Source organism: Psychrobacter aquaticus CMS 56 (assembly GCF_000471625.1).
Classification (GTDB): Bacteria; Pseudomonadota; Gammaproteobacteria; order Pseudomonadales; family Moraxellaceae; genus Psychrobacter; species Psychrobacter aquaticus.
On record NZ_AUSW01000035.1, the window covers coordinates 154,795 to 178,944 of the forward strand.

The window sequence follows — 24,150 nt, forward strand, 5'->3', positions numbered from 1 at the left end:
CAAATACGATAGATGATAAGAATGCTCATTTGGTTTGGTCATCTTATCGCGCATTTTATGGGTTATCTTTTATAATAGTCATTTTTGTATTAATTGTAATTTTGAATATCGAGAGCTTGTCATGACAGATTCTGCTACGCCTCATAATGAACATACTGCTGCCATCGCTCAGACATTGCCTGATCAATACGTAGCGACAATAAAGACGACACCACTCGTTATAGGAATTGTCGCTGGTGAAGTGTCAGGCGACAGTTTGGGGGCTGATTTCATGCAGCAAATGAACAACCTGCGTGATGATATCATTTGGGTGGGCGTTGGTGGCTCCAAAATGCAAACGCAAGGGATGCAAAGTATTTTTCCATTGGCACGTTTAGCGGTGATGGGGCTGGTGGAGGTTATGTCACAGTTGCCTGATTTGCTCAAAGCCCGCCGTGAATTACTGACGGCGTTTAAAGCAGCTGAGATTGATTGGTTTATTGGTATTGATGCGCCTGACTTTAATCTGAGAGTCTCTAAAAAGCTAAAGCCACAAGGCGTGTTCTGTGTGCAGTACGTCAGTCCCTCTATTTGGGCGTGGCGTGAGTCGCGCATCCACAATATTAAAGCCGCTACCAATCTGGTGTTGTGTTTATTCCCGTTTGAGCTACCAGTCTATGAACGCCACAACCACCCAGCAATCTGTGTCGGTCATCCGCTGCTACGTACCATCGATCAAGCGTTATTGGACACGCCTATCAATCAGCGCCGTAGCGAGCTGGTCTGGCACAATGATGGGTTGCAGCAGTTTTTTATTGAACGATTTGATGATGTCAGTCAGCTTATTTGTGTGATGCCGGGCTCACGGCGCGGCGAGATTACCGCCATTTTGCCATTGATGCTGGACGGTATCCAAAAGCTGATATTGTTAGATCCCAAGCTGTGTTTTATCATTCCAACTGTTGATCAAAATCATCAATATATCGTCCAAGATGTCATTGATCGACGCTCAGAGCAACTGCGCGCGGCTATCGTTGTGGTCTATGATGATAGCCAGCCAGCTTTTAGTCAGCAGGCAATGGCGGCATCGGATGTTGTCATGCTGGCATCTGGTACGGCAACGTTAGAGGCGATGCTACTTGAGCGACCAATGGTAGTTATTTATCAACTAAATCAGCTAACCTATCAAATTGCCAAGCGGTTGGTAAAAGTGCCTTATGTGGCACTGCCCAATATTTTAGCGGGTACCGCAATCGTCCCTGAGCTTATCCAAGAGCAGGCGAGTGGCGATAATATTTGCCGTACAGTCATGCGCCTCATGCAGCCACGTGCTTATGCCGAGCAATTAAGAGACCTTGTAGATACCAAGCAATCATTGCAACAGCAGAGCAACCATGACCCTGCTAATAGCGTGATTGAGCAGTGGTTTATGCACGATAGCCACAACGCCTAATTGACAATCGCTCGTAACCCATTCTCATCCTATTAATAAAAAGACATCACAACGCTATGAGTAATCAGCATTTTGTAGAAAGTAATATGACACTAATTGACATGAGTATTGAGCAAGTTGATATTAAAGGCCAATACGTTCAACTGGCGGCACCCATCCACTTATCAGGTCAATTAAATGTCTCCGAGCTGCTTATTCAATATGCGATAAATAAAAGAGAGGATTTAGCACAGTCCTCACTACAGATCGGCGTTGATGAAGCAGGGCGTGGCCCCTTACTAGGCAGTGTCAATGTGGCTGCTGCGATATTACCTTCGGCTTGGTCAGGACTGATTGAGGATCAGCCCCTCAAGGATACGCCATTGTCACTATTGACGGACTCAAAGCAACTGAGCGAAAAGAAGCGTGATATTCTTTATCCACGGGTTCTTCAGTATGCCATTGGTCAAGTCATCGCTGATGTGCCAGCAGCAGTCATCGATCAGGTCAATATCTTGCAAGCGACGATGCTCGGTATGCGTTTATGTACAGAGGCATTGCTAGCAGCGATATCCAAACACCTTGTTAACGATGTGATTGAAACAAGCCATGCAATCTCTCAAATAAGACCTCATCAGCAAGTTCAGATATTGTTTGATGGTAATCGCTGCCCTGATCTAGATTATGCAATGCTTAATGAAATAGGTATAACAAAATCGTTGATTGATTGCCAAGCTTGGGTGAAGGGTGATGCGCGTCATACCAGTATCGCGGCAGCCAGTATATTGGCAAAGGTAAGTCGTGATAAAACCATGTATGCCCTTGATGCCGAGCACCCAGAGTATAGCATTGCCAAGCACAAAGGTTATCCGACACGGGCACATATGGAAGCAATTGAGACGTATGGCGTACTATCTGCGCATAGACGCAGTTTTGCGCCCGTAAGAAAGGCACTTGAAAACGTACGCTAAATTAATAGCAACTGGTACTCAAAATAGCCTAAGCAAAAATACAGTATCATGAAGCACTATAATATCGCTTACCAATACCTATATAGTTGATTTTAAGCTATATTATATTCATATGTGTGCTACCACGTCATAGGATCAAGGGTAATGTCCCACACCTCACAAAATAACGTTGCGACCATACTGTTTTTAACGGTACTTTTGACTGCCTGCAATGGCGGTGGGGAAGACGCTGATAAGACTCCTGCGCCGAGAATCATTCCACCTATCGCCGAGCCGAGCGATGCCTCTATAGACCGGTCGAATGATAATCTTGACGATCAGGCTACCAATTCAATAGGAACCAACGATACCAATGCGGCGTTAATTGCCAACAATACATTTAGTTTGGCGAGAACCAGTTGTGGTCTAAATGGTTTGTCTGCTGATACGGCTTTAGAAAATATTGCCACCCAGCATGCCAATTATATCAAATACGTTTTTGCCAATAGCACACCGACCCTATTTAATGCACATTACGAGAATGAGATTGCAGATATTGCAAACGTGACCAATACCAACAATCCGTTTTTTGGCGGGCTAGATTTGGGAGCGCGGTTATCAAATGCAGACTACGCTAATGCACGCTTTGGGGCAGCCGAGAATATCGCACAATCGATGTATTATAGTTCAGCAGGTAAGCTGTTTAGCTCAGAGGTCATGGCAAGCTCAATGGCCAAGTCATTGTTGGCTGCGCCGTATCACTTGCGGTCTCTTATGTCGCCAAGCTTATATCTGACTGGCACGGGTATGGTTACCTATAAGCCATATAATAAAGACGCTACCGATAATCAAGGGTATGTATTGGTCAATAAGACCGCAGCAACGCAAGCGACCAAAAACGCAACCATCGAAGGCGTATTTACTTATCCGTGTCAAGGTGTCACTGATACCGTGACTGCGCTATATAATGAAATTCCCGACCCCGTTAAACATACGGGTCGAGATTTACAAATTGACCCAATTGGGCAACCCGTCTATATCAGTGTGCCGTCCGCACGCACGATTAATATCAGCAATGTGACATTTTATGATATGCGGCGCAATATCAATGTGCCGATTGAATTGCTAGATTATCGTCAAGATCCTTACAAAAATACGACCAATGCCTTGCCAGAAAATGAAGCGTTTATCTTACCTATTACTGACGATTTAAAAAGCTGCGAGGCTTTTAGTAGCAGAAGTAAAAACTGCGGTTTGCATGGCAATAGTGAATATCGCGTGAGCTTTGATGTATTGATAGACAACAAGGCGATAGAGCGCAAGAGCTTTGTCTTTAAGACGGGTGCAGTGAATAGCGCATAAACTGCACCTTTGCTAAGATTTTATACATAATAAGATTTTATGCATAAAATGACATCAAAAAGACGAGTTCGGCTGCTGCAAAAAGGCCTCTTCTTCGTCCGTTGACTCGCGATCTAACGTGTCATTACGATGGGGATAACGACCAAACTGCTCGATAATATCTTTATGACGGTGCTCAAAATCCAAGGTTTCAGCATCGCCTAGCTGTTCAAACAGTGGCAGATAACGCTCGTGAATCATCAATGATTCTGAATGCATAAAAGGTATAATCATAAACTTGCGCCAATCTACTGGTAGCGTATCAAAATGCGGATGCTGAATGGCCTCTTGTGCCAATACCAATGCCATACTGTCTTGCGAAAAGGCACACGCTCGCCCGCGACATAGATTACGTGAAAACTGATCTAAGACAATAATTTCTGCCAAGCGTCCAGCCAAGGCGGTGATTGAACTGTTGCTGTCTGCTGGTGATATTGTGATGCGCCATGTCACACATTCTCCCTGCTTTGCCGCCTGCCAAATTGTGCCAAATTTATCATTTATCTGCTGATCAAATGGATCGTTTTTGGCAAACCAATATTGCTCGTTGTCTTTGTCAAACCAAAAATCCAAGACCGCACGGGCATCAGCATTGAGATACTCTAAACTGATATTTTTTGGATCAACTGCCGATACATTGGTGCGGTTGGTAGAAGAGGAATAATCGGTGGATAATGACATAAGATATTCTAATTATGATGAATTTAGTCTACTATAGCGCAAATATTTATCTCTGTCATGATGCCAACAGCGGCTATTAGGTAACCTTTATGAACGCAAAAAACTCAGTAAAAACTCCCGACGCCTCTTTGCCATCAACGCCTTATTACCTGCTTGATGAAGCGGCAATCGTTGCCAATATGCAGATTATCGCTCGGCTGTGTGAGTTATCAGGCGCCAAGGCGTTACTGGCGCTCAAATGCTTTGCAACATGGGGTGTATTTGATGTGATGCAGCCTTATTTACATGGCACGACCTCGTCATCATTGAATGAGGTGCGTTTGGGTCATGAGACTTTTGGTAATAATGCCGATGTTAATAGTAAAGATAAGAAAGAAACGCATGCTTATAGCGTGGCCTATAGCGCCGATGAAATCCCTGAAGTACTCAGCTACGCTGATAAGATTATTTTTAATTCGATTTCGCAACTCAACGCGTTTAAAGATCAAGCAGCGGCGCAAGGTATTCCAGTCGGATTGCGCCTGAACCCAAAAACGAGCAATTCATCGTTTATTATTGCGGATCCTGCTCGTCCTTTTAGTCGTCTTGGTGAGCATGATAAAGACAAAATTGCAGCGGTACTCAATGATATTACGGGTGTGATGATTCATAACAACTGTGAAAATGACAGCTTTGAAGCCTTTAGTGAGAGTTTGGCAGACATTGAGGCACGATTTGGAGACATTTTAGAGCAGCTAGAGTGGGTGAGCTTGGGCGGTGGCATCCACTTTATCGCGCCTGATTATCCACTAGAAAAACTGGCCGAAAGATTAAAAGGGTTTAGCGAGACTTATGGCGTACAAGTGTATCTTGAGCCAGGCGAGGCGAGTATTCATGGTGCAGGTTCATTGGTCACAACCGTGTTAGATACCATGCACAATGAAAAAAACTTGGCGGTCGTCGATGCCTCCATTGAGGCGCATATGCTCGATTTGCTGATTTATCAAGAGCCTGCATCAATTGCCGCTATTAATAATGACGCTATCGAAATAAAAGCGATAGACAAAAATAACTCGTCAGACAACACCATTATTTATGGTCGATCTTGCTTGGCGGGTGATATCTTTGGTGAATATGAATTACCGAGTAATTTAAAAGTAGGGGATAAGATTGCCTTTGGTAATGCCGCAGGTTATACCATGGTAAAGAAAAATTGGTTTAATGGTGTGAATATGCCAGCCATTGTGATTCGCCGTCTGGATGGCAGTATCGATATTCAGCGCGAGTTCGATTATCAAGACTACAAAGCAAGCTTGTCTTAATTTTAAGTCTGCTGGTTTGTTACATACAAAACTATTGGTTATATTATTTATTAATTATTGCCGAAAAGCATGTAAAAATTGTTATAATCGCGTCGGGCAAATACGAGAGTATTATTTGCCCGACGGGTGCGTGGGTTTTCCTCGGTCTTCCTTTTTAATTCACGCATATCATTCACTCGTTTCTGTTTTGCATAGCCGCGATCAATGGTATCGACAGGGACACAAAGGAGGATTGTTCATTGAACACAAACCAACAAGTTAAGCCCAGCAAAAAAGACGTACTTATCATTGGGGCAGGCGGGGTCGCTCAAGTGGTGGCACATAAATGTGCCATGCATAATGACGTACTTGGCGAGATTCATATCGCCTCGCGTACTTTAGACAAGTGCAACGCTATCGCTCAAAGCGTCATAGAAAAAGACAGCTTTAAAACGCATGCGGTATTGCATACGCATCAAGTCGATGCTATGGATACCCAAGCATTGATCGATCTCATACAAGCCACTGGTGTGCAGATTATCATTAATGTTGGCTCAGCATTTGTCAATATGACGGTGCTCGAAGCTTGTATTGAGACAGGTGTGGCGTATATTGATACTGCTATCCATGAAGATCCAAGCAAGATTTGTGAGACGCCGCCATGGTATGACAACTATGAATGGAAGCGTAAGCAACGCTGTGCAGACAATAATGTCACCGCTATTTTAGGCGCAGGGTTCGATCCTGGTATGGTTAATGCTTATGCACGTCTTGGCTATGACATGATGGATGCAGGCTCGGTTACTGACATTGATATTATTGATATTAATGCAGGCAACCACGGCAAATATTTTGCCACTAACTTTGATCCTGAGATTAATTTCCGTGAATTTACTGGAACGGTCTACTCTTGGCAGGATAGCAAGTGGCAATCTAACAAGATGTTTGAAGTGAAGCGTACCGATGATCTGCCAGTTGTTGGCGTGCAAAACAGCTACCTAAGTGGTCATGATGAAGTGCATTCGCTATCGGCTAATTTAGACGTACCAAATATCCGCTTTTGGATGGGTTTTGGTGAGCATTATATGAATGTCTTCACTGTGCTCCAAAACCTAGGTCTGCTGTCTGAGCAGCCTGTGATGACAGCTGAAGGCCAAAAAGTGATTCCGTTAAAAGTCGTCAAAGCCGTACTACCAGATCCAAGCTCGCTTGCGCCGAACTATACTGGCAAAACCTGTATTGGTGACAAGGTCAAAGGCAAGATTGATGGCGTCGATACCGAGGTATTTATCTATAATATCTCCGACCATAAAGACGCTTATAATGAAGTCGGTAGCCAAGGCATCTCTTATACTGCAGGCGTACCACCTGTTGCGGCAGCCATGTTAGTCGCGACTGGTGAGTGGGATGCGGGCAAGATGGTCAATGTCGAAGAGCTGGATGCCAAGCCATTTATCAATCTATTGAATAAGATTGGCTTGCCAACGCGTATCAAAGACAGCGAAGGCGATAGAGCGCTTGAGTTTGATATTTAGTTAGCGAATTTGATTCAATAAAAAGCCTATCTGTTATAGATGGGCTTTTTTGGGCTAATAGAATTGGAGGATCACACTCTAAAAAATTATTCAATCTATCACGCTTCAACTAGGATTATATGCTCTCAACGCCGCAATACGGTCATCGAGCGTTGGGTGTGAGCGAAACAGGTTCGCGATACTAAAGCCTTGTGTTTGTCCCGATGAGATCGCAAATGCTTTCATGCTCTCTGGCATTTGATCTGGGCGCTGTGCAGAAGGACGCAGTGCATCAAGCGCACTAATCATTTTGTCTTTGCTGGCAAGTTTTGCCCCCATCTCATCAGCACGGAATTCGCGTAGACGCGAGAACCACATCACAATGGCAGATGCCAAGAAACCGAGCAAAATATCCATCACAATACTAGTCACAAAGTACCCAATTCCAGGACTATCGCTGGTATTTTTGAATACAGTCCGGTCTACGAAACTACCAATAATACGCGCAAAGAACATCACAAAGGCGTTCACTACTCCTTGAATGAGCGCCAGTGTGACCATATCACCGTTGGCCACATGGCCAATCTCATGTGCGAGTACCGCCTCTACTTCATCTTGATTCATGTTTTGCAGTAAACCAGATGAAACCGCCACCAGCGCTTTATTTTTGTTCCAGCCGGTAGCAAAGGCATTTGGCTGTGAGTTATTAAAAATCCCTACTTCAGGCATACCGATATTTACCGCTCGCGCTTGTTTGGCAACAGTATCTACGAGCCATTGTTCAGTGGCATTGCTGGGTGTTTTAATAACCACCGTCCCCGTTGATCTTTTGGCCATCCATTTCGAGATAAATAGTGATACCATCGAACCAACCATGCCGTATATGCCGCACATAATCGCCAGACTGGTGTAGTTTAGCCCACCTGCCGTGTGTACGCCTCCAATTCCAAAAAATCTGGATAAAATACCAAACACGATGCTAAATACCACAATCACCGCTAAGTTGGTTAATAAGAACAATCCAATACGCATCATGACGCTAATTTCCTAATTAAAATTTAAGTGCAACTTCAGGACAGAATCCTTTGGTAAGCAGTTATTCATATATTTTGATTCTATGTAAATGGCGTTATTTTGATAAATAACAATACCTTTGATGGTTTAATCGCTGCAACATTACATCCTAGTGCTACTATTCAAGCTAGCAGCACTAGGATGTTTTTGCTACTATCGGTCGTTATATAGTTAGGTCAATATAAAAGAGAGTTAGCGAGATTGAGATAAGTTTTTATCGATAAGCTCATCAATAACTCAATAGTCATTCATATAACTAAAAAGAGAATATCAAATGCAATTAGAAATAAATGTCATCGATGCCTTTACTGATACTATGTTTAAAGGCAATTCCGCTGCGGTGATTATCACAGAGAAGTGGTTAAGTGATGATTTGATGCAATCTATTGCTTTTGAAAATAATTTATCGGAAACCGCCTTTATCGTTGCTGATAAAGAAGGCATTTATCACATTCGTTGGTTTTCACCATTTACCGAGATTGCTTTTTGCGGACATGCGACCTTGGCATCAGCCTTTGTTTTATTTAACAAAAACCCTACTGTAGATGCCATTAAATTTTCAGCCGAAGCGGTTGGAATTTTGACAGTCTTACAAACAGAGGCTGGGAAAATACAAATGGATTTCCCTAATAGAATGCCTGAAAAAATCGATGATATTCCTGAGCGTTTATCGGCAGGTCTTTCTATTATGCCAGTTGAGATTTATCGTAATGAGCAAGCCTATTTTGTGATTTATGATTCTGAGTCTGATGTATTAAATGTAAAGCGTGATAACGAGCAACTAAAACAGCTTACCCCTTTAGATGTAGTGGTTACGTGCCAAGCCAAATCTGCTGAATACAAAGACTATGATTTTATCTCACGTTATTTTTGGCCAGCTAACGGCGGTGATGAAGATCCTGTAACGGGTTCGGCACACACTGGTTTAGCGCCTTTATGGGCTAAGCGTCTGAATAAAAATGAATTGATTGCTTATCAAGCGTCTAAGAGAGGCGGCGTGCTTAACTGTACCGTGGCAAATAATAGAGTACTGGTTTCTGGTAACGCCGTGCAGTATATGACGGGTTTTATCACAGTTGAGGAATAATAGACTTTGACTGAACTAAAGACAGTAGGGCTTTTTGCGCTGACAGCACTAGCAGAGATTGTGGGATGTTATTTGCCTTATCTTTGGCTGCGAGAAGGTAAGTCCATTTGGCTGCTTATTCCTGCCGTGCTTAGTTTGGCGGCCTTCGTGTGGTTGCTGACACTACATCCAACGGCGGTAGGTCGAGTCTATGCCGCTTACGGTGGAGTATATGTCGTTATGGCAATCATTTGGCTGTGGACAGTGGATGGCATTCGGCCCACTACATGGGATATATTCGGCTCTATAGTTGCGCTAGTAGGAATGGCGATTATTATGTTTGCGCCGCGCAGTACATGATTACATGATATGGAAAATGCCAATCAAACGGTGAGAGTGATTGGCATAGATGCAATTAGTCTATATTCAATTAGTATAGTAACGCGCTCAATATTAATGTTTGCCTAAGATACTGCCATTATCATCTTTCTTTGCTTGTTTGGCTGCTTTCTTCTCTTTTGCTGTCAAAAGCGGTTTCTTTTTGACGTTCTTTTTACTGTCTTGGCCTTTGCTCATGGTATTTTCCTCTTGGGGTAACAAATATATACGGTTTTCTAAGTAAGATTAAATCGACTTAATAGAGACGCGCTACATTCGATGTAAACGCTGCATTTTGATTTGAGTATAGACTTAAGGCTGGGCAATTGATAGCGCTTGCACAATTCCACTACGATTTAACAATTTTTTAGTGAGGATTGAATGCAATTGATTCGTTCAATCAATATGAGTATTCATAAGTGCTTACTTACGGATAGAGGACGATTTGCTATAATGGGCGACAAGCCGATGTGGCAAACTCTCATTTAGCACAAAGATGCTTACTGTTTTGGTTGATTATCATGCGTATTCGTAAACTTTTTAAATTTGAAAACGCTCATATTGTTCGTAATTGTAGCTCTGAGCGTTGTAAGCATTCTATTCATGGTCATAGCTACCAGATTGAATTGATTCTTGAGGCCAAGCGCTTGGATCAGGGACAGATGGTTTATGATTTTGGTCTGCTAAAATCTTCGATCAAAGACATTATTGATAGTTTTGATCATGCCATTTGTTTTTGGAATAAAGACGATCCTGACTATATCGCTGCTTGCAAAAAATTCAGTGCGCGTTGGATAAGTTTGCCAGTATCACCATCGGCAGAGCAGTTCTCACGCGTGATATTTTTTTGGGCGCAAGAGATTTTACAACAAACTCAAATGCAAAATGGTGAGACAGATGTCAGCGTTTATTCGGTGATTGCACACGAAACCGCGACTGGTTATGCGCAGTGTTTTGCTGATGATGTGGCTAATGAGCAAATGGGCAAACTTGATTTAGAAGCGTTTGAGTTTAGTGAGCAAGTTTGTGCTGAATGGCATGATCCTGAGCTGTATGCCAAGTTGATTCGTGGGGAGCGTTTTGTCAATCCGTCAGTGACCATGCAGGTACAGACGCAAGTAAAGGCAGATTAAGCCAGATGTCTAATAATATAACAGATAACGAAAATGTGAAAACATTGATATTGCACTCTGAAGAGGATACGCAAGCTTTAGCAAAGCAACTGGCTGCTTTGTCATTGACAGGAAGTGTCTGGCTGGCAGGGGATTTGGGTGCAGGCAAAACCACATTGACTCGCTATTGGCTACAGGCATTAGGTCATCAAGATGCAGTCAAAAGCCCGACCTATACGTTGGTTGAGCCTTATACTATTCGACAAACTGATGGGACAAGTAAACCTGTTTATCATGCGGATCTGTATCGCCTGCAAGATCCAGAAGAGTTGTCATTTATAGGTTTTGATGAGTATCTGGATGAACCAAATGCGCTGGTCATTATCGAATGGGCCAGTCGTGCCGATAGTTATTTGCCACCACCATCGCTGTTTATTGATATGACCCAAGGTAATGACGATAATGATAAGGACGCTCGTCAAGTTGAGCTGCGACTGTCGAAATCAGGACAAGCGCAAGGGATAGATTTATCAGTGCTTAATATTTAGTTTTTAGGTTAATAGTTGATACCAAATAAAACGGGTACGCGATATTACAAAGCGAAACTGGTACAATTTTTTCTTGCTTGCTGTGCCGTTGCAGCTCGATGCTACAAAAAATTTATCCCAGTCTCGCTGACTCTCGTTTATATTGAACTGACTGTAACATATGATGAATACCTGACGTGCACTTCGAAATATATGATGCTCATTAATGCCCGATAATTTCTCTAATACACGTATTAAAAAACTGTCGCCATTGCTAATCAATCAATTAGCTGCTGGTGAGGTCGTAACGCGTCCTGCAGCGGTGGTCAAAGAGTTACTTGAGAATGCCATTGATGCGGGTGCTACCACAATCGCGGTACATATTGCTCAAGGCGGTATGGGCATGATTGAAGTGGTGGACAACGGTGCTGGTATTCACCCCGATGATATGGTGATGGCGATTACTCGTCATGCGACCAGTAAAGTCGCTGATGTGGCCAATCTTCATGGCATTATGACGTTGGGTTTTCGTGGAGAGGCATTGGCAGCGACGGCTGCTGTTTCGCGTCTGACATTGACCAGCAGTCATGACCATAGTGGTATCGGCCGCCAATTACAGGTCGCAGGTATACTGGATGATACGCCGAAACTACTACCTGTTGTGCACAATCGTGGTACGACGATCACGGTCAGAGATTTATACTTTAACGTGCCTGCCCGCCGAGGCAATTTAAAGTCGATTGCAACCGAATTTGGGCATATTGAAACCATCGTTCGTGAAGTAGCCTTAGCGCGGGCAGATATCACGCTCACGCTCTTTCACGATAATAAGAAAAGGCTCTCATTATCTGCAAGCGCAAGTAGTAACAATAATCGTCTGTCCTTATCACGCCTTGAGCAAGCCATTGGCACCTCGTTGATGGAGAGTGCCATTGAAGTGGCGGTAGATCTATCTAGCCTGATAGAGCACGCAAAAGAATACCACAGAACCGCTAGCAGCCATGCAGGTATCAGTGGCTGGTTATGGCCTATGCGTGATCAAAAGCGTACTTTGCCAAAGCTTATCTATGTGAATGGCCGGCTGGTAAAAGAGGCGTTGATTAGTAATCAGCTGCGCCAATTGGCTCAAGAAGCACAGCTTGCAGGCATCGGTTATGCGCTATATTTTGATTTACCCACTGAATGGCTAAATATCAATGTGCATCCCTCCAAACAGCGCATCAAAATCAGTCCACTAAACAATATCATGGCGCATTTAAGCCATGCGCTTCGGACAAAGCTCAAAATGGTCAGTGCGATAGAAATGAGGGGTCAGAAAGAGAAAGAAGTACCAAGCCGTCACATTTCTACCAGTAAATCATTTGATTCATCCAAGATTTCATCTAGCAATGAGCTGGCGTTAAACAGACAAGTACAATCTCCTAAACAGTCATATCAGCTGCCGCTTAAACGGCCAGTAAACAAGCAGTTATCTGCATATTCAGCAGAATGCCACATTGATGAGCCTTTGGATCAAAAGGTTAATACTTCAAGTACTGTTTCAGTGGAGAATACCACTTTTTTAGGTGATTCATTTGCAGAAAAAACAGGCTTACCGCATTGTTTAGAGGTCATCACTCGCTTAAATGATTCAATACTTGAGCCTTCTCTTATTAAACACAGCGATCGTAAAGCGTTGCCTTGGCTCCTCTTTTATCATCAAGGCCAATATTTACTTATTAGTGCAAATGACTGGTGGTCAAAGTTAGCATGGTTGTTTGAATCGAATGTGTTTAAGAATGATGGTGTATGCCAAAACGAAGAAACACTGTGCAGTGCCAGTGCCATTAATCAGCAATTGACTACCGCAAGCGCGCAAATGTCTATGCAAGATTTGACAGTGTTTACAACAGATGTCGAAGCATTGTTGACTGAGAATGCAATGGCAATCATCGATAATCATCAATTGGTAACGTGGATGCTTTCATCTGAACTTTAAAGATACTGCTTTTAGTTTTGGCTGACCCTAAATAAAAAAAGTACAACCATTGTAACGTGCTACTAGGATAATATTTTCGCAGCATCGAGCTGCGCAGACATAGCAGGTAAGAAAAGATTACTCTAATAGCACTGTATTTGTTCTATAGTGGATTGATTATATTCATAATTATTAACAACTACTCATCATTACTAAAGGCAATTTCATGAGACATTCGTCCGATCGCTTATCTCATAACTCATCTCATAAATTGGCAGATAATAGTGTGGTGTGTTTGATGGCACCAACGGCCAGTGGCAAAACAGCGCTGGCTTATGAGCTATACGATACCGGACGTTATGAGCTAATTTCAGTAGATTCAGCGCTGATATATCGCGATATGAATATTGGTACAGCCAAACCGTCTGCTGCTGAGCTAATTCGTTATCCGCATCATTTAGTCGATATCATTGATCCAATGCAAAGCTATAGTGTCGCTGAGTTTGTCAGCGACGTTGCAAAATTAATTGACCGTTGTCACCAGAATGGCAAAATACCTTTGCTCGTGGGTGGCACAATGATGTACTACATGGCGCTACTGGATGGATTGTCTCCTGTGCCTGATAGTGATGACAGCGTGCGCGCGAGAGTTGAGCAGTGGCGACAAGAGGAGGGCATTGGTACATTATACGACTATCTCGGTAAAGTAGATTCGATCAGTCATCAGCGACTCAATGCCACTGATACCCAGCGTATTACCCGCGCTGTGGAAGTGTACCTGCAAACAGACATGCCAATAAGTGACTGGCAGCGCCAACCCAAACAAGCATTAGCCCACAATCCAAACCAGCAATGGCACGCCTTGGCAGTCATGCCAGATCGTTTATGGCTGCATGAGCGTATCGAGCAGCGTTTAGACATCATGTGGGATGAAGGTTTGGTGAATGAAGTCGTTCATTTACTTGAGCAGTATCCGTTGACACCTAACTTGCCTGCTATGCGCTGCGTTGGTTATCGGCAAGTATTAGAGTATTTAGTCCATATTGACCATCCAGTATTTTCTCAACCACATTTGGATAGAGCGCAATTTTATAGTGCTTTTGGCACGCTTGATGAGTCAGTCAATAAAAAAACAAAGCCGAGTACCATACTTCAGACACAATCTCAATCGATCAGATCTGCGACTCAGACAGAGGCACTTGCTTGTCAGCAAATGCAAAATAAGGCATTATATGCTACGAGGCAGTTGGCGAAGCGCCAGCACACTTGGTTACGCAAAGTCATGCAATTGCCTGATACTCCTATCGTAATGCCAATAGAATCTGATTTACGCAATAATAATGACTCTGTAAATAATACTCTAACGATACGAGATTTTTCTACCATGGTACAAGCACGAGAGTATCTGCAATAAAGGGTATCTACAATAAAAAATCATACTATTAGAAGTATTCTCTATAAAAAATGCGGTATCGAAAATCTAAGAAATTTTTATAAGTACATAAATAAGTAATGACAATTAGTTTCAAATGATGATGAAGATAGCTGTTATAATCTCAATCTATTAAAGCATTAAGTATAATATCGGTCCAATTTCTGCCTAATAGCAGCTGCTTGAGGGATATTTGTTGGCAAAGAATATTTATAAAACAAATTAATGAAATAAATAGTTACTTAATGACTGACAATAATAATTTATTCACGGTAAAGTGAATCACTTAACGATGATAAGTGATTATTTAGATACATTTTAAAAAGAAAACTTATTATTCTATCTACCTTTAGCCATTATAATTGAATCAACACTTAGAATAATTGGCGCTTAAAATATAACTATATAATATTTAGGAGAGATTTCATGTCAAAAGGACAAACTTTACAAGATCCGTTCTTGAATTCGCTGCGTAAAGATCGCATTCCTGTTTCTATTTTTTTGGTCAACGGTATCAAACTGCAAGGTCAGATTGAGTCGTTTGACCAGTATGTGGTACTGCTCAAAAATACTGTCAGTCAAATGGTTTATAAGCATGCCATTTCAACTGTTGTACCAGCTCGTAACCCGCGAAGCAGTACAACGAGTACTGGTGCTCAAGCTCAAAGTGCCGCCCCAACAGGTTATCAGGGCGGTGGCTTTGAACGTGGTAGCAATCCTGCTGCTGGCGGTTTTGAAGAGCGCGGTTTTGCGGCCAATCGTAGTGGTTTTAATCGCGGCGGCTTTAGCCAAGGTCAAGAGCGTGGTTTTGAGCGCGGCAGCTTTGGTCAAAGTCAGGAACGCGGCTTTGAGCGCGGTGGTTTTGGTCAAGACCGTGGTTTTGAAACACCAGCAGAGAACACAAGCTTTGAAGACAAGTCAAACGATGACACTAATGATAGCAATGATTAAACATTAGACTGCATGATTGAGAATGCATCGTTGAGACATGATTAATTTGATCAAGACCTGCTTCTATAGTGGGTTTTTTTTGTCTAAATAAATGTATATAAAACCAGTAGCTGACATAAGTGTCAGGTCAGCTGCAATCACATTACTTGCTATAGGCTGGACGGATTATTATTAATATTAGGCATAGTATAGTAAAATACTATCTTGATTCATTATAAAAATAGAGTGGATTCATGAGTAATACCCAAATCAATGTGACCCATGAGCAGTTTATAAGTACAGCTATTGATGCGATTAATACTGAGATATCAGCATTGTCATTACTGACAGAGCAGATAGACGACAGGTTTGCGCAAGCTTGCGATATTATTTTGGCTTGTAAGGGTCGAGTAGTGGTCACTGGCATGGGCAAGTCTGGATTGATTGGCCGTAAAATAGCAGCGACATTTGCTTCTACGGGCACGCCTGCATTTTTTATGCATCCTGGTGAAGCAGGGCATGGTGACTTGGGTATGTTGGTAAAAGGCGATGTATTGCTGGCAATCTCCAACTCTGGTGAATCGGATGAGATCAAGATGTTATTGCCCGTCGTCAAACGTCTGAATATACCGCTTATTAGCATTAGCCGTGATAAGCGCGGTATGCTACCACACGCGGCAGATATTGTATTGACGCTTGGTAAGTCACAGGAAGCTTGTCCACTTAACCTTGCGCCAACGTCTAGTACTACAGCGACGTTAGCACTTGGCGACGCATTGGCTGTGGCGTTGGTACATGCCCGCAACTTTACGTCAGAAGATTTTGCTTTGTCGCATCCAGCAGGCGCGTTGGGTCGCCAGTTGCTTACGCGAGTTGAAGACTTAATGCATACTAATTATGACGAATTACCTATCATACATCAAAACGCACCGCTGCAAGAAGCGCTCTTTACCATGTCTGCTGGACGTTTGGGTATGACAGTGGTGATTGATGATAATGATAAGGTCGTTGGCGTGTTTACAGATGGTGACTTGAGACGCAATCTAGAAAAAGGCATTGATCTGCAAACGCCAATGTGCAACATGATGGTTCGCAATCCGCGCCACGTTAGCAAGGCCATGCGTGCGTCAGATGCGCTAAGTGTCATGAATGAAAATAGCATCAATCAGTTATTAATTATTGATGACGAGAATCATTTAGAAGCTATTATTACGGTACATGATTTGCTGCAAGCTGGTGTAAAATAGTCGCATAAAAAATAGCCTTTAAAAAGAGACCACGGATGCAAGACTTAATCAAAAAAGCTGGACAAGTAAAGCTATTAGTAATGGATGTTGATGGTATTTTATCAAATGGTCAAATTATTTATGATGCCAATGGTATAGAGACCAAAGCATTTTCAGTTCATGATGGCGTTGGCATCAAGTCTTTAGCGCGTTATGGTATTTTGACGGCAATTATAACTGGTCGCAGTAGTGCCATGGTTGATAAGCGCGCCGCAGAAATGGGTGTCAATTATGTGATACAAGGTCGCGACGACAAGTTAATGGCTTTTAACGAGCTGCTGTCTATCCTTGAACCAGCACTTGGTATCACTGCCGCTGATTGCGCCTATATGGGTGATGATTTACCAGATATTAAAGCGATGCAAACGGTGGGATTTTCTGCAACAGTGCCTAATGCGCACGCAGAAGTCATCAATCGCAGTGATATGATTACCACGCGTGCTGGCGGTACTGGTGCCGTACGTGAAATATGTGACCTTATTTTAAAAGGTCATGGTCACTATCAAGACTTTATCGCACACTACACGCTTGATGAAGCCAAAAATCAGGATGATTTGTCGTGAATACTCGTGTTTTAATCGTCCTCGCCCTGATTATTGCTGGTATTGCTGGCTGGTTTTTTCAGCAGCAAGGGGAAGTTGCGCCACCCGTTAGTATGGAGACGACTGATGTCGATTATGAAGCGACAGATATCAAGGCGGTACAGACAAATGAGAAAGGTGAGACTGAGTATGAGCTCACCGCTGAATCTTTGACGCATAACCCAGAGACCAATTTAGATGAGATGTCAGGCATCACTATGAATTGGGAGCCATCAGCTGAGCAGCGCTATCGTATCGAAGCGGGTAGTGCTGCTATTAGTCAGCAAACGGGTGAGCTTAGTTTGTCAGGTGGTTTTTCATTGGTCAGTGAAGGTAATAAAAGCGCACCTGACATTGAACCCATCAAGGTGACTGGGAGTACGCTCAAAGGCAATACCAAGTCAGGTCAGGTATATAGTGAAGAGCCTGTTAAAATTGAACAGGGTATGAATCGCTTTGAAGCCTCCAGTATGAAAGCGAACCTTGAAACGGGTGAGTATGAGTTTGGTCAAGTGGCAGTCGCCTTTACTCCAGCCGAACGCCAAGATAAAGCATTATTCTGATCAGTATCGCCCTTATTGGCTATGTACTAAATACTAAAAATACATGATGACACGCCCTAACATGAAGTGCGCAAATCCTATTACCCCTTATACAACGAGTGATTTTTATGAAATATAAATCTTTGCCTGCTTTGCGCTCATCATTGATATGCTCAAATCTAATACCGCATAGCTTGCGTCAATCACGTGCGCTGCCAATGGTTTTACTGTTGGCGTTACCACTTTATAGCCATGCGCTACCATCAGATGCCAATCAAGAAATCAAGCTATTGGCTGATAAAGCCACTTATAGTGAGCGTACAGGCATCACCAGTTACTCAGGCAGCGTTATCATCACTCAAGGTACGTTTAAGATGACCGCCGATAATATCACGGTCAATTTATCGCAGCAGCGCAGTATTAATTCTGCCGTTGCAACTGGACGCCCAGCAACCATGCAACAGATTGTCACGCAAGAGAAAGGATTAGCAAAAGGTCAAGCCAATAAAATTGATTATAACGCAGTTACTGGGATCGTTACTTTGACAGGCAATGCCAAACTGGTTCAAAATGGCGCAAGTTTTGCGGGTAATGTAATTCGTTATAGCCTAAAAGCTGGGGATGTTGAGGCCACTGCTGGCGGTAATCAGCGAGTAGAGCTGGTTTTTCCGCCCAGTAATAATAGCAGCCAAACTGGTATACGCTAAGCGGTGATACCGCTCATTTATCAGTATACGAATGTCTCTAAACCCCTTTATACGAAGACATTGATATGAAGGGGCTCGTATAAATATATCAGTGCTTGATTTTGCAACAGTATGAGTCAGTTATGAGTGATAATAAACATATAGACCCCCTAGCTACCAACGATCAGCCATCGCCTATCGCACGCTTATCTATGCAAAATTTGGGTAAGCGTTATGGCAAGCGCTGGGTGGTCAAAGACGTTTCTTTTTCTGTGGAACAAGGACAGGTCGTTGGCTTATTAGGGCCAAATGGTGCCGGTAAAACGACCAGCTTTTATATGGTGGTAGGGCTGGTCAATATGGATAAAGGGCGTGTGACCCTAGGCAAAACAGATTTATCTAAATATGCGATGCATGAGCGTGCTCGTGCTGGTATTGGTTATTTGCCGCAAGAAGCCTCTATTTTTCGTAAATTGTCTATCGAAGACAATATTTTGGCTATTTTGCAAACTCGTAAAGAATTAAGTGCAAGTGAGCAGCAACAAGAGCTTGAGAAATTGATTGGCGAATTTCATTTAGAGCATGTACGTAAATCACTGGGCATGAGTGTCTCAGGTGGTGAGCGTCGCCGTTGTGAGATTGCCCGTGCATTGGCCGCCGATCCCAAGTTCATACTATTGGATGAGCCTTTTGCAGGCGTTGACCCCATCTCTGTTGGCGATATCAAAGACGTTATCTTAACACTAAAAAATCGTGGAATCGGTGTGTTAATTACCGACCATAACGTCCGTGATACCTTGGCTATTTGTGAAAAAGCTTATATCGTTTCAGAAGGCGCTATTATTGCTGAAGGTACTTCCGATGAAGTCTTAGACAACGAATTGGTGAAATCTGTCTACTTAGGTAAAGACTTCCAAGTATAGTGTTAAGTACAGTCAGGTACGTCAAAACATTTCTCACTATTATATATGCGTTTATTGCTGGCACAAGGTTTGTTAATCAAACTTTTAGGCCAGCCATTTTTGATATTTAGCTTTTCCTTATATTGAGCGTCATCCCTTCTATAAAACATAACCTGTCATATTAACGACTGGTTTTATCTTAAAAATTATTCTCAAATTAACGCTCATAAAAGCGTCACAGCATTCTATCTATTACTCTTTATTGAACACCTGAATAAGGCTCGTAAATTATGGCAAAAAATAAGAGCAGTTATGTCTGTCAACATTGCGGCGCGCATTTTGGTAAGTGGGCAGGGCAATGTACCGATTGCGGAGAATGGAACAGTTTGGTTGAAGCGCCAAACGTCAGTATGCCGCATCACAACAAAAGCACCGCCAAACCTAATGCCAGCCGACCCGCTACTCATGGTACTAATGCCTCAACTGGTAATTATTCGGGCACTCATAGTGCGGTCATGCCGCTCAACGCAGTCAGCGTCACGCTAGACACCCGCTTGCCAACGGGTATTAGTGAATTTGATCGCGTCCTTGGTGGCGGATTGGTGGCGGGTTCAGTGGTGTTGATAGGGGGTGATCCTGGTATCGGTAAGTCAACTATCTTACTGCAGACAGCAACCAATATGGCGCGTGCAGATTCCTTGGCAGGCAGCGCCTTATATGTGACGGGTGAGGAATCACTTGCACAAGTTGCCATGCGTGCTAGGCGCTTAGATTTGCCTGCTGATAGGCTTCGAGTATTGGCCGAAACCAATGTAGAGACCATTTGTGCCGCGTTGACTCAAGAGCAGCCTGCCATTGCTATTATTGATTCTATTCAGACCATTTATACAGACGCGATTAATTCAGCACCAGGTGGCGTCAGTCAAATTCGAGAGTCGGCCGCGATTTTGACTCGCTATGCCAAGCAGACGGGCACCGCCCTTTTTTTAGTGGGTCATGTGACCAAAGAAGGTACGCTGGCAGGGCCTCGTGTGCTTGAGCACATGGTTGATACAGTGTTGTACTTTGAAGGTCAGTCTGATTCTCGTTTTCGGATGATTCGCGCGGTCAAAAACCGTTTTGGGGCGGTCAATGAATTAGGTATCTTTGGGATGACAGATATGGGACTCAAAGAAGTTGCTAATCCATCTGCCATATTCTTAAGCCGTTATGATAAGCCTGTTTCTGGCTCCGTTGTTATGGTCAGTCGTGAAGGTACTAGGCCATTACTGGTTGAAGTGCAAGCGTTGGTTGATGATTCGCAAGGACAACCAAGGCGCATGGCGTTAGGATTGGATTTTCAACGTTTATCGATGCTGTTGGCAGTGATGCATCGGCATGGTGGTATTCATACCAGTGGGCAGGATGTATATGTCAATGTGGTTGGTGGGGTCAAAGTGATAGAGACAGGATCTGATTTGGCGGTGTTGCTCGCTTGTGCCTCAAGTATCAAAGAAAAAGCACTGCCATCGTCATTGGCTGTGTTTGGTGAAGTGGGGTTGTCTGGTGAAATTCGCCCCGTACCCAATGGTCAGGAGCGTTTAAAAGAAGCGATGAAGCATGGATTTAAACATGCCATTATCCCAAAAGCCAATGCGCCCGCCAAAGACTCCCCGCAATTTAAAGGTATTAATGTGATTGCTGTAGAACGTCTTGATGATGCGATTGAAAGCGCTTTTGAATTATAAAATATCTTAATTTCTTATGATTCTCGTTTTTTAAAGTGGCAAAATCCCGATGCTTGTATCAAATCGATAATTTTAAGCCATAAAAAAGCGCCTAACTACTGAGTTGAGTTAGGCGCTTTTTATTTAATTTGGTAAAACACTAGCTGATTTAAAACTAAGGGCCAGAAACACGTTCAATGGCAACGTTACCGACACCTTTACTGGTAATACCTAGGCGTTTGGCAGCACCATAAGATAAATCTAACACACGGTTACCGTGGAATGGGCCACGATCATTAACTTTTACGACAACGCTCTTACCGTTGGTCTTGTTAGTGACTTTGACATAGCAGTTTAAGGGCAGTGAGCGATGTGCAGCAGTCAAGCCGTTCATGTCAAATGTTTCGCCACTGGCTGTTTTGCGGCCATGGAACTGACGACCATACCAAGAAGCCAAACCAGTCTGCTTAAATTTGCTAACTGAGTTAGAGGCGACCGCCGTCAGACGTTCTAATACATCTTCATCATTGCTAACTTGTGCGGTATCACTGGCTAACAGCGAGCTGCTAAGTGCTAATGAAGTCGGTTGTCGTGCTGATTTAACTAAGCTTGATGCACCATCGTGTTGACGGCTAAGCTCGCCAAGGACACGATCGATATGGGAGGCGTTATCTTGTGAAATCATCGCAAGAGAGGTTTTTGCTTCTGCAGCGTTCGCAGTAGTAGCGACTGCAGAGCCAGCAAATAATACTACTGACATAGTAAGTAAACCAGATAAACGCTTATTCATAGATACCTCTATAACTTATACATTAAAACCTAACTCTAATAACAGTTAGATTGAGTACGACAGCGTTAGACCAATCTAACAGTGTCTTGAACTCTAAAGCCTAATCATCAATCTGTTGCTCATATAATGATTGATGTCACAATTAAGGCTTTCGTAGATTTTAATGTATGGTAATTTTTCATTACATTATCATAAGTGAATAACGGCAATATGACCGAAGATACTTATGAAACGCTCAAATGATATTGGTAGCGTGCACGATCTAAAATTAAATATGGATGCCACTGCATATCATATTCACAGACTTTCTAACATTGCTAAATCAATAAAGGTTTTAAAGACTGTTAAGTGTTTATTTGTTATCAAACCGTTAATTAAGTAGTGTATTTGAAATCCTGAAATCTACAAGATGCTAACTATACGGCTAAGCTATAACCAAAATATAATTAAATGCAAAGTTTTTTAGCAGCTATGTACGGGTTATGTATCAAACTACAGTAAACCGAGGTTAACGCAATTATTTGTAAATAACAAGGACTAAAATATATCCGTTCCAATTAAAGTTGGCCTAATTTTAGGAAAAACGTTTCACATCTTGGTCTGAAACAATAAATGCTCTACGTTTTTTGTTTATCACGTCTGAGTCATTTATATGAAACGTCTACTTAAACAATTTACATTTGAAACATTGTCTGTTTAATACAAGATATTGATTTAAAATAGTTTTTAGGGTTCGAATTAGTTGGGTTTATGAGTGTGAATGGACATGAGCAGTCCAAACCCAGCCATCAAAGTGACGATAGCAGTACCACCATAGCTGATAAAAGGTAAAGGCACGCCAACCACAGGTAACAGGCCACCAACCATACCGACATTGACGAATATATACACAAAGAAAGACATAGCGATGGCACCTGCCAACAATCTGCTATAAACATCAGGGTGAGTAAAAGCAATATATAGCGCTCGCAGCAATAAACAGGAATAAATAAACATCAACAGCATCACGCCTAATAAGCCGAATTCTTCTGAAAAAGCAGCAATAATAAAGTCTGTATGGCCTTCTGGTAGGAAATGCAGATGCGATTGTGTGCCTTCTAGATAGCCCTTTCCAGTCAGACCACCTGCACCAATGGCTGTCTTTGACTGAATAATATTCCAACCAGCACCTTGTATGTCTGCTTCAGGATTGAGCAGTGTTAAGACACGCGTACGTTGATAGTCGTGTAACAAGAAATTCCAAGCAAAAGCGATAAAAGGCACGGCCAAAATTGCAGCAGCCGAAATTAATCGCCAAGAGAGGCCGGCTAAAAAAAGCACGAAAAGGCCACTGGCTGCGACCAAGATTGACGTACCAAGATCGGGTTCTTTGGCAATCAATAAGACAGGGACAATGATTAATGCCAAGGTTATCGCGATGCTGGAAGCGGTGGGTGGGAGATCGCGTTTGGACAAAAACCAAGCACACATCATTGGCATGCCAAGTTTCATAAACTCGGAAGGCTGAACGCTGCCAAATCCTGGTAAGTTAATCCAGCGCTGGGCACCCATACGTACTTCACCGATGATATCGACCAAGACCAGTAGGATTAATCCCATGACATAAAATACGGGTGTAAAAGTGCGATAAATACTGGGCGGTATCTGTGCCATGGTGAACATAACAGTAAACGCCACACCATAACTGACCATTTGGCGTAGTACCATACCGACATCTTGGCTGGCCGCACTATATAAAATGGTTAAGCCGATGCAGCAAACCGTCAACAAAAGGAGAGTCAACCACGGGTCTATATGAACACGTTGCCATAGCGTCGGTGCATGACCTTGACCTAAGTGATGGCTCTGACGTGAGAAACGGTATTGCGGATTAGAGGACATAGGCAAAGTGTGTCTGACAATTGACGTAAAAGAAAATTCTGGTCTAAAACCATGATTTTAGAA

23 protein-coding genes are annotated in these 24,150 nt (G+C 42.8%); 18 read left to right on the forward strand and 5 right to left on the reverse strand.

The window, feature by feature from the left end; genetic code table 11:
- The first annotated feature begins 121 nt into the window (after nt 1-121).
- The 3 genes from lpxB to M917_RS12435 all read left to right on the forward strand — a co-directional run bounded on the left by lpxB (nt 122) and on the right by M917_RS12435 (nt 3,723).
- On the forward strand, nt 122-1,432 hold the full coding sequence (gene lpxB / locus M917_RS12425; protein WP_021815214.1) for a lipid-A-disaccharide synthase: 1,311 nt from the start codon (nt 122-124) through the stop codon (nt 1,430-1,432).
- Nucleotides 1,433-1,488: 56 nt separating this feature from the next.
- A complete protein-coding gene (locus tag M917_RS12430; RefSeq protein WP_021815215.1) occupies nt 1,489-2,382 on the forward strand; it encodes a ribonuclease HII in 894 nt (297 codons plus the stop codon).
- Between the two features lie 144 nt (nt 2,383-2,526).
- A complete protein-coding gene (locus M917_RS12435) occupies nt 2,527-3,723 on the forward strand; it encodes a CAP domain-containing protein (RefSeq protein WP_021815216.1) in 1,197 nt (398 codons plus the stop codon).
- A 54-nt stretch (nt 3,724-3,777) separates the two neighbouring features.
- Here the strand turns inward: M917_RS12435 and M917_RS12440 are convergent, their stop codons facing one another.
- Nucleotides 3,778-4,443 (reverse strand): DUF924 family protein, encoded by a 666-nt coding sequence (locus tag M917_RS12440; RefSeq protein ID WP_021815217.1) that lies wholly within the window; start codon nt 4,441-4,443, stop codon nt 3,778-3,780.
- Nucleotides 4,444-4,532: 89 nt separating this feature from the next.
- Here M917_RS12440 and nspC point away from each other — a divergent pair, with 89 nt between their 5' ends.
- Both nspC and M917_RS12450 read left to right on the forward strand, forming a co-directional pair.
- Nucleotides 4,533-5,744: a carboxynorspermidine decarboxylase gene (gene nspC / locus M917_RS12445; RefSeq protein WP_021815218.1), complete on the forward strand. Its 1,212-nt coding sequence runs from the start codon at nt 4,533-4,535 to the stop codon at nt 5,742-5,744.
- A 239-nt stretch (nt 5,745-5,983) separates the two neighbouring features.
- Nucleotides 5,984-7,258 (forward strand): saccharopine dehydrogenase family protein, encoded by a 1,275-nt coding sequence (locus M917_RS12450; protein ID WP_021815219.1) that lies wholly within the window; start codon nt 5,984-5,986, stop codon nt 7,256-7,258.
- A gap of 105 nt (nt 7,259-7,363) precedes the next feature.
- Here M917_RS12450 and htpX read toward each other — a convergent pair whose 3' ends face one another.
- On the reverse strand, nt 7,364-8,272 hold the full coding sequence (gene htpX / locus M917_RS12455; RefSeq protein WP_021815220.1) for a protease HtpX: 909 nt from the start codon (nt 8,270-8,272) through the stop codon (nt 7,364-7,366).
- A 313-nt stretch (nt 8,273-8,585) separates the two neighbouring features.
- Here htpX and M917_RS12460 point away from each other — a divergent pair, with 313 nt between their 5' ends.
- Nucleotides 8,586-9,398 (forward strand): PhzF family phenazine biosynthesis protein, encoded by an 813-nt coding sequence (locus M917_RS12460; RefSeq protein ID WP_021815221.1) that lies wholly within the window; start codon nt 8,586-8,588, stop codon nt 9,396-9,398.
- Between the two features lie 6 nt (nt 9,399-9,404).
- A complete protein-coding gene (locus M917_RS12465; RefSeq protein ID WP_021815222.1) occupies nt 9,405-9,737 on the forward strand; it encodes a YnfA family protein in 333 nt (110 codons plus the stop codon).
- A gap of 93 nt (nt 9,738-9,830) precedes the next feature.
- On the opposite strand, the gene M917_RS14550 is transcribed toward M917_RS12465, so the two are convergent.
- A complete protein-coding gene (locus M917_RS14550) occupies nt 9,831-9,953 on the reverse strand; it encodes a hypothetical protein (RefSeq protein WP_021815223.1) in 123 nt (40 codons plus the stop codon).
- A 323-nt stretch (nt 9,954-10,276) separates the two neighbouring features.
- Here M917_RS14550 and M917_RS12470 point away from each other — a divergent pair, with 323 nt between their 5' ends.
- From M917_RS12470 to radA, 11 genes are all read left to right on the forward strand, one after another.
- The gene (locus M917_RS12470) at nt 10,277-10,888 is read left to right on the forward strand and encodes a 6-pyruvoyl trahydropterin synthase family protein (RefSeq protein WP_021815224.1); all 612 of its coding nucleotides are present in this window, start codon (nt 10,277-10,279) and stop codon (nt 10,886-10,888) included.
- A 5-nt stretch (nt 10,889-10,893) separates the two neighbouring features.
- Nucleotides 10,894-11,415, forward strand: a complete 522-nt coding sequence (gene tsaE, locus M917_RS12475) for a tRNA (adenosine(37)-N6)-threonylcarbamoyltransferase complex ATPase subunit type 1 TsaE (RefSeq protein WP_021815225.1) — start codon at nt 10,894-10,896, stop codon at nt 11,413-11,415.
- A 205-nt stretch (nt 11,416-11,620) separates the two neighbouring features.
- On the forward strand, nt 11,621-13,372 hold the full coding sequence (gene mutL / locus M917_RS12480) for a DNA mismatch repair endonuclease MutL (protein WP_021815226.1): 1,752 nt from the start codon (nt 11,621-11,623) through the stop codon (nt 13,370-13,372).
- Between the two features lie 205 nt (nt 13,373-13,577).
- Nucleotides 13,578-14,765, forward strand: a complete 1,188-nt coding sequence (miaA, locus tag M917_RS12485; RefSeq protein ID WP_021815227.1) for a tRNA (adenosine(37)-N6)-dimethylallyltransferase MiaA — start codon at nt 13,578-13,580, stop codon at nt 14,763-14,765.
- A gap of 444 nt (nt 14,766-15,209) precedes the next feature.
- Nucleotides 15,210-15,734 carry an RNA chaperone Hfq gene (gene hfq / locus M917_RS12490; protein WP_021815228.1) on the forward strand — a complete coding sequence of 175 codons (525 nt, stop codon included), beginning with the start codon at nt 15,210-15,212 and terminating at the stop codon, nt 15,732-15,734.
- 233 nt (nt 15,735-15,967) lie between these two features.
- On the forward strand, nt 15,968-16,960 hold the full coding sequence (locus tag M917_RS12495) for a KpsF/GutQ family sugar-phosphate isomerase (protein ID WP_021815229.1): 993 nt from the start codon (nt 15,968-15,970) through the stop codon (nt 16,958-16,960).
- Between the two features lie 35 nt (nt 16,961-16,995).
- Nucleotides 16,996-17,562: a KdsC family phosphatase gene (locus M917_RS12500; RefSeq protein WP_021815230.1), complete on the forward strand. Its 567-nt coding sequence runs from the start codon at nt 16,996-16,998 to the stop codon at nt 17,560-17,562.
- Entirely contained in the window at nt 17,559-18,143 is a 585-nt protein-coding gene (lptC, locus tag M917_RS12505) for an LPS export ABC transporter periplasmic protein LptC (protein ID WP_021815231.1), read from the forward strand. The genes M917_RS12500 and lptC overlap by 4 nt, the downstream gene beginning before the upstream one ends.
- Before the next feature lie 197 nt (nt 18,144-18,340).
- On the forward strand, nt 18,341-18,829 hold the full coding sequence (gene lptA, locus M917_RS12510; RefSeq protein WP_021815233.1) for a lipopolysaccharide transport periplasmic protein LptA: 489 nt from the start codon (nt 18,341-18,343) through the stop codon (nt 18,827-18,829).
- A 191-nt stretch (nt 18,830-19,020) separates the two neighbouring features.
- Nucleotides 19,021-19,731 (forward strand): LPS export ABC transporter ATP-binding protein, encoded by a 711-nt coding sequence (gene lptB, locus M917_RS12515; RefSeq protein ID WP_131656230.1) that lies wholly within the window; start codon nt 19,021-19,023, stop codon nt 19,729-19,731.
- A 269-nt stretch (nt 19,732-20,000) separates the two neighbouring features.
- Nucleotides 20,001-21,437, forward strand: coding sequence for a DNA repair protein RadA (radA, locus tag M917_RS12520; RefSeq protein WP_021815235.1), 1,437 nt, complete (start codon nt 20,001-20,003; stop codon nt 21,435-21,437).
- A gap of 154 nt (nt 21,438-21,591) precedes the next feature.
- On the opposite strand, the gene M917_RS12525 is transcribed toward radA, so the two are convergent.
- Together M917_RS12525 and rodA are read right to left on the reverse strand one after the other, a co-directional pair.
- Nucleotides 21,592-22,206 (reverse strand): septal ring lytic transglycosylase RlpA family protein, encoded by a 615-nt coding sequence (locus M917_RS12525; protein WP_021815236.1) that lies wholly within the window; start codon nt 22,204-22,206, stop codon nt 21,592-21,594.
- A gap of 738 nt (nt 22,207-22,944) precedes the next feature.
- Nucleotides 22,945-24,087: a rod shape-determining protein RodA gene (gene rodA, locus M917_RS12530; RefSeq protein ID WP_021815237.1), complete on the reverse strand. Its 1,143-nt coding sequence runs from the start codon at nt 24,085-24,087 to the stop codon at nt 22,945-22,947.
- Nucleotides 24,088-24,150 lie beyond the last annotated feature (63 nt).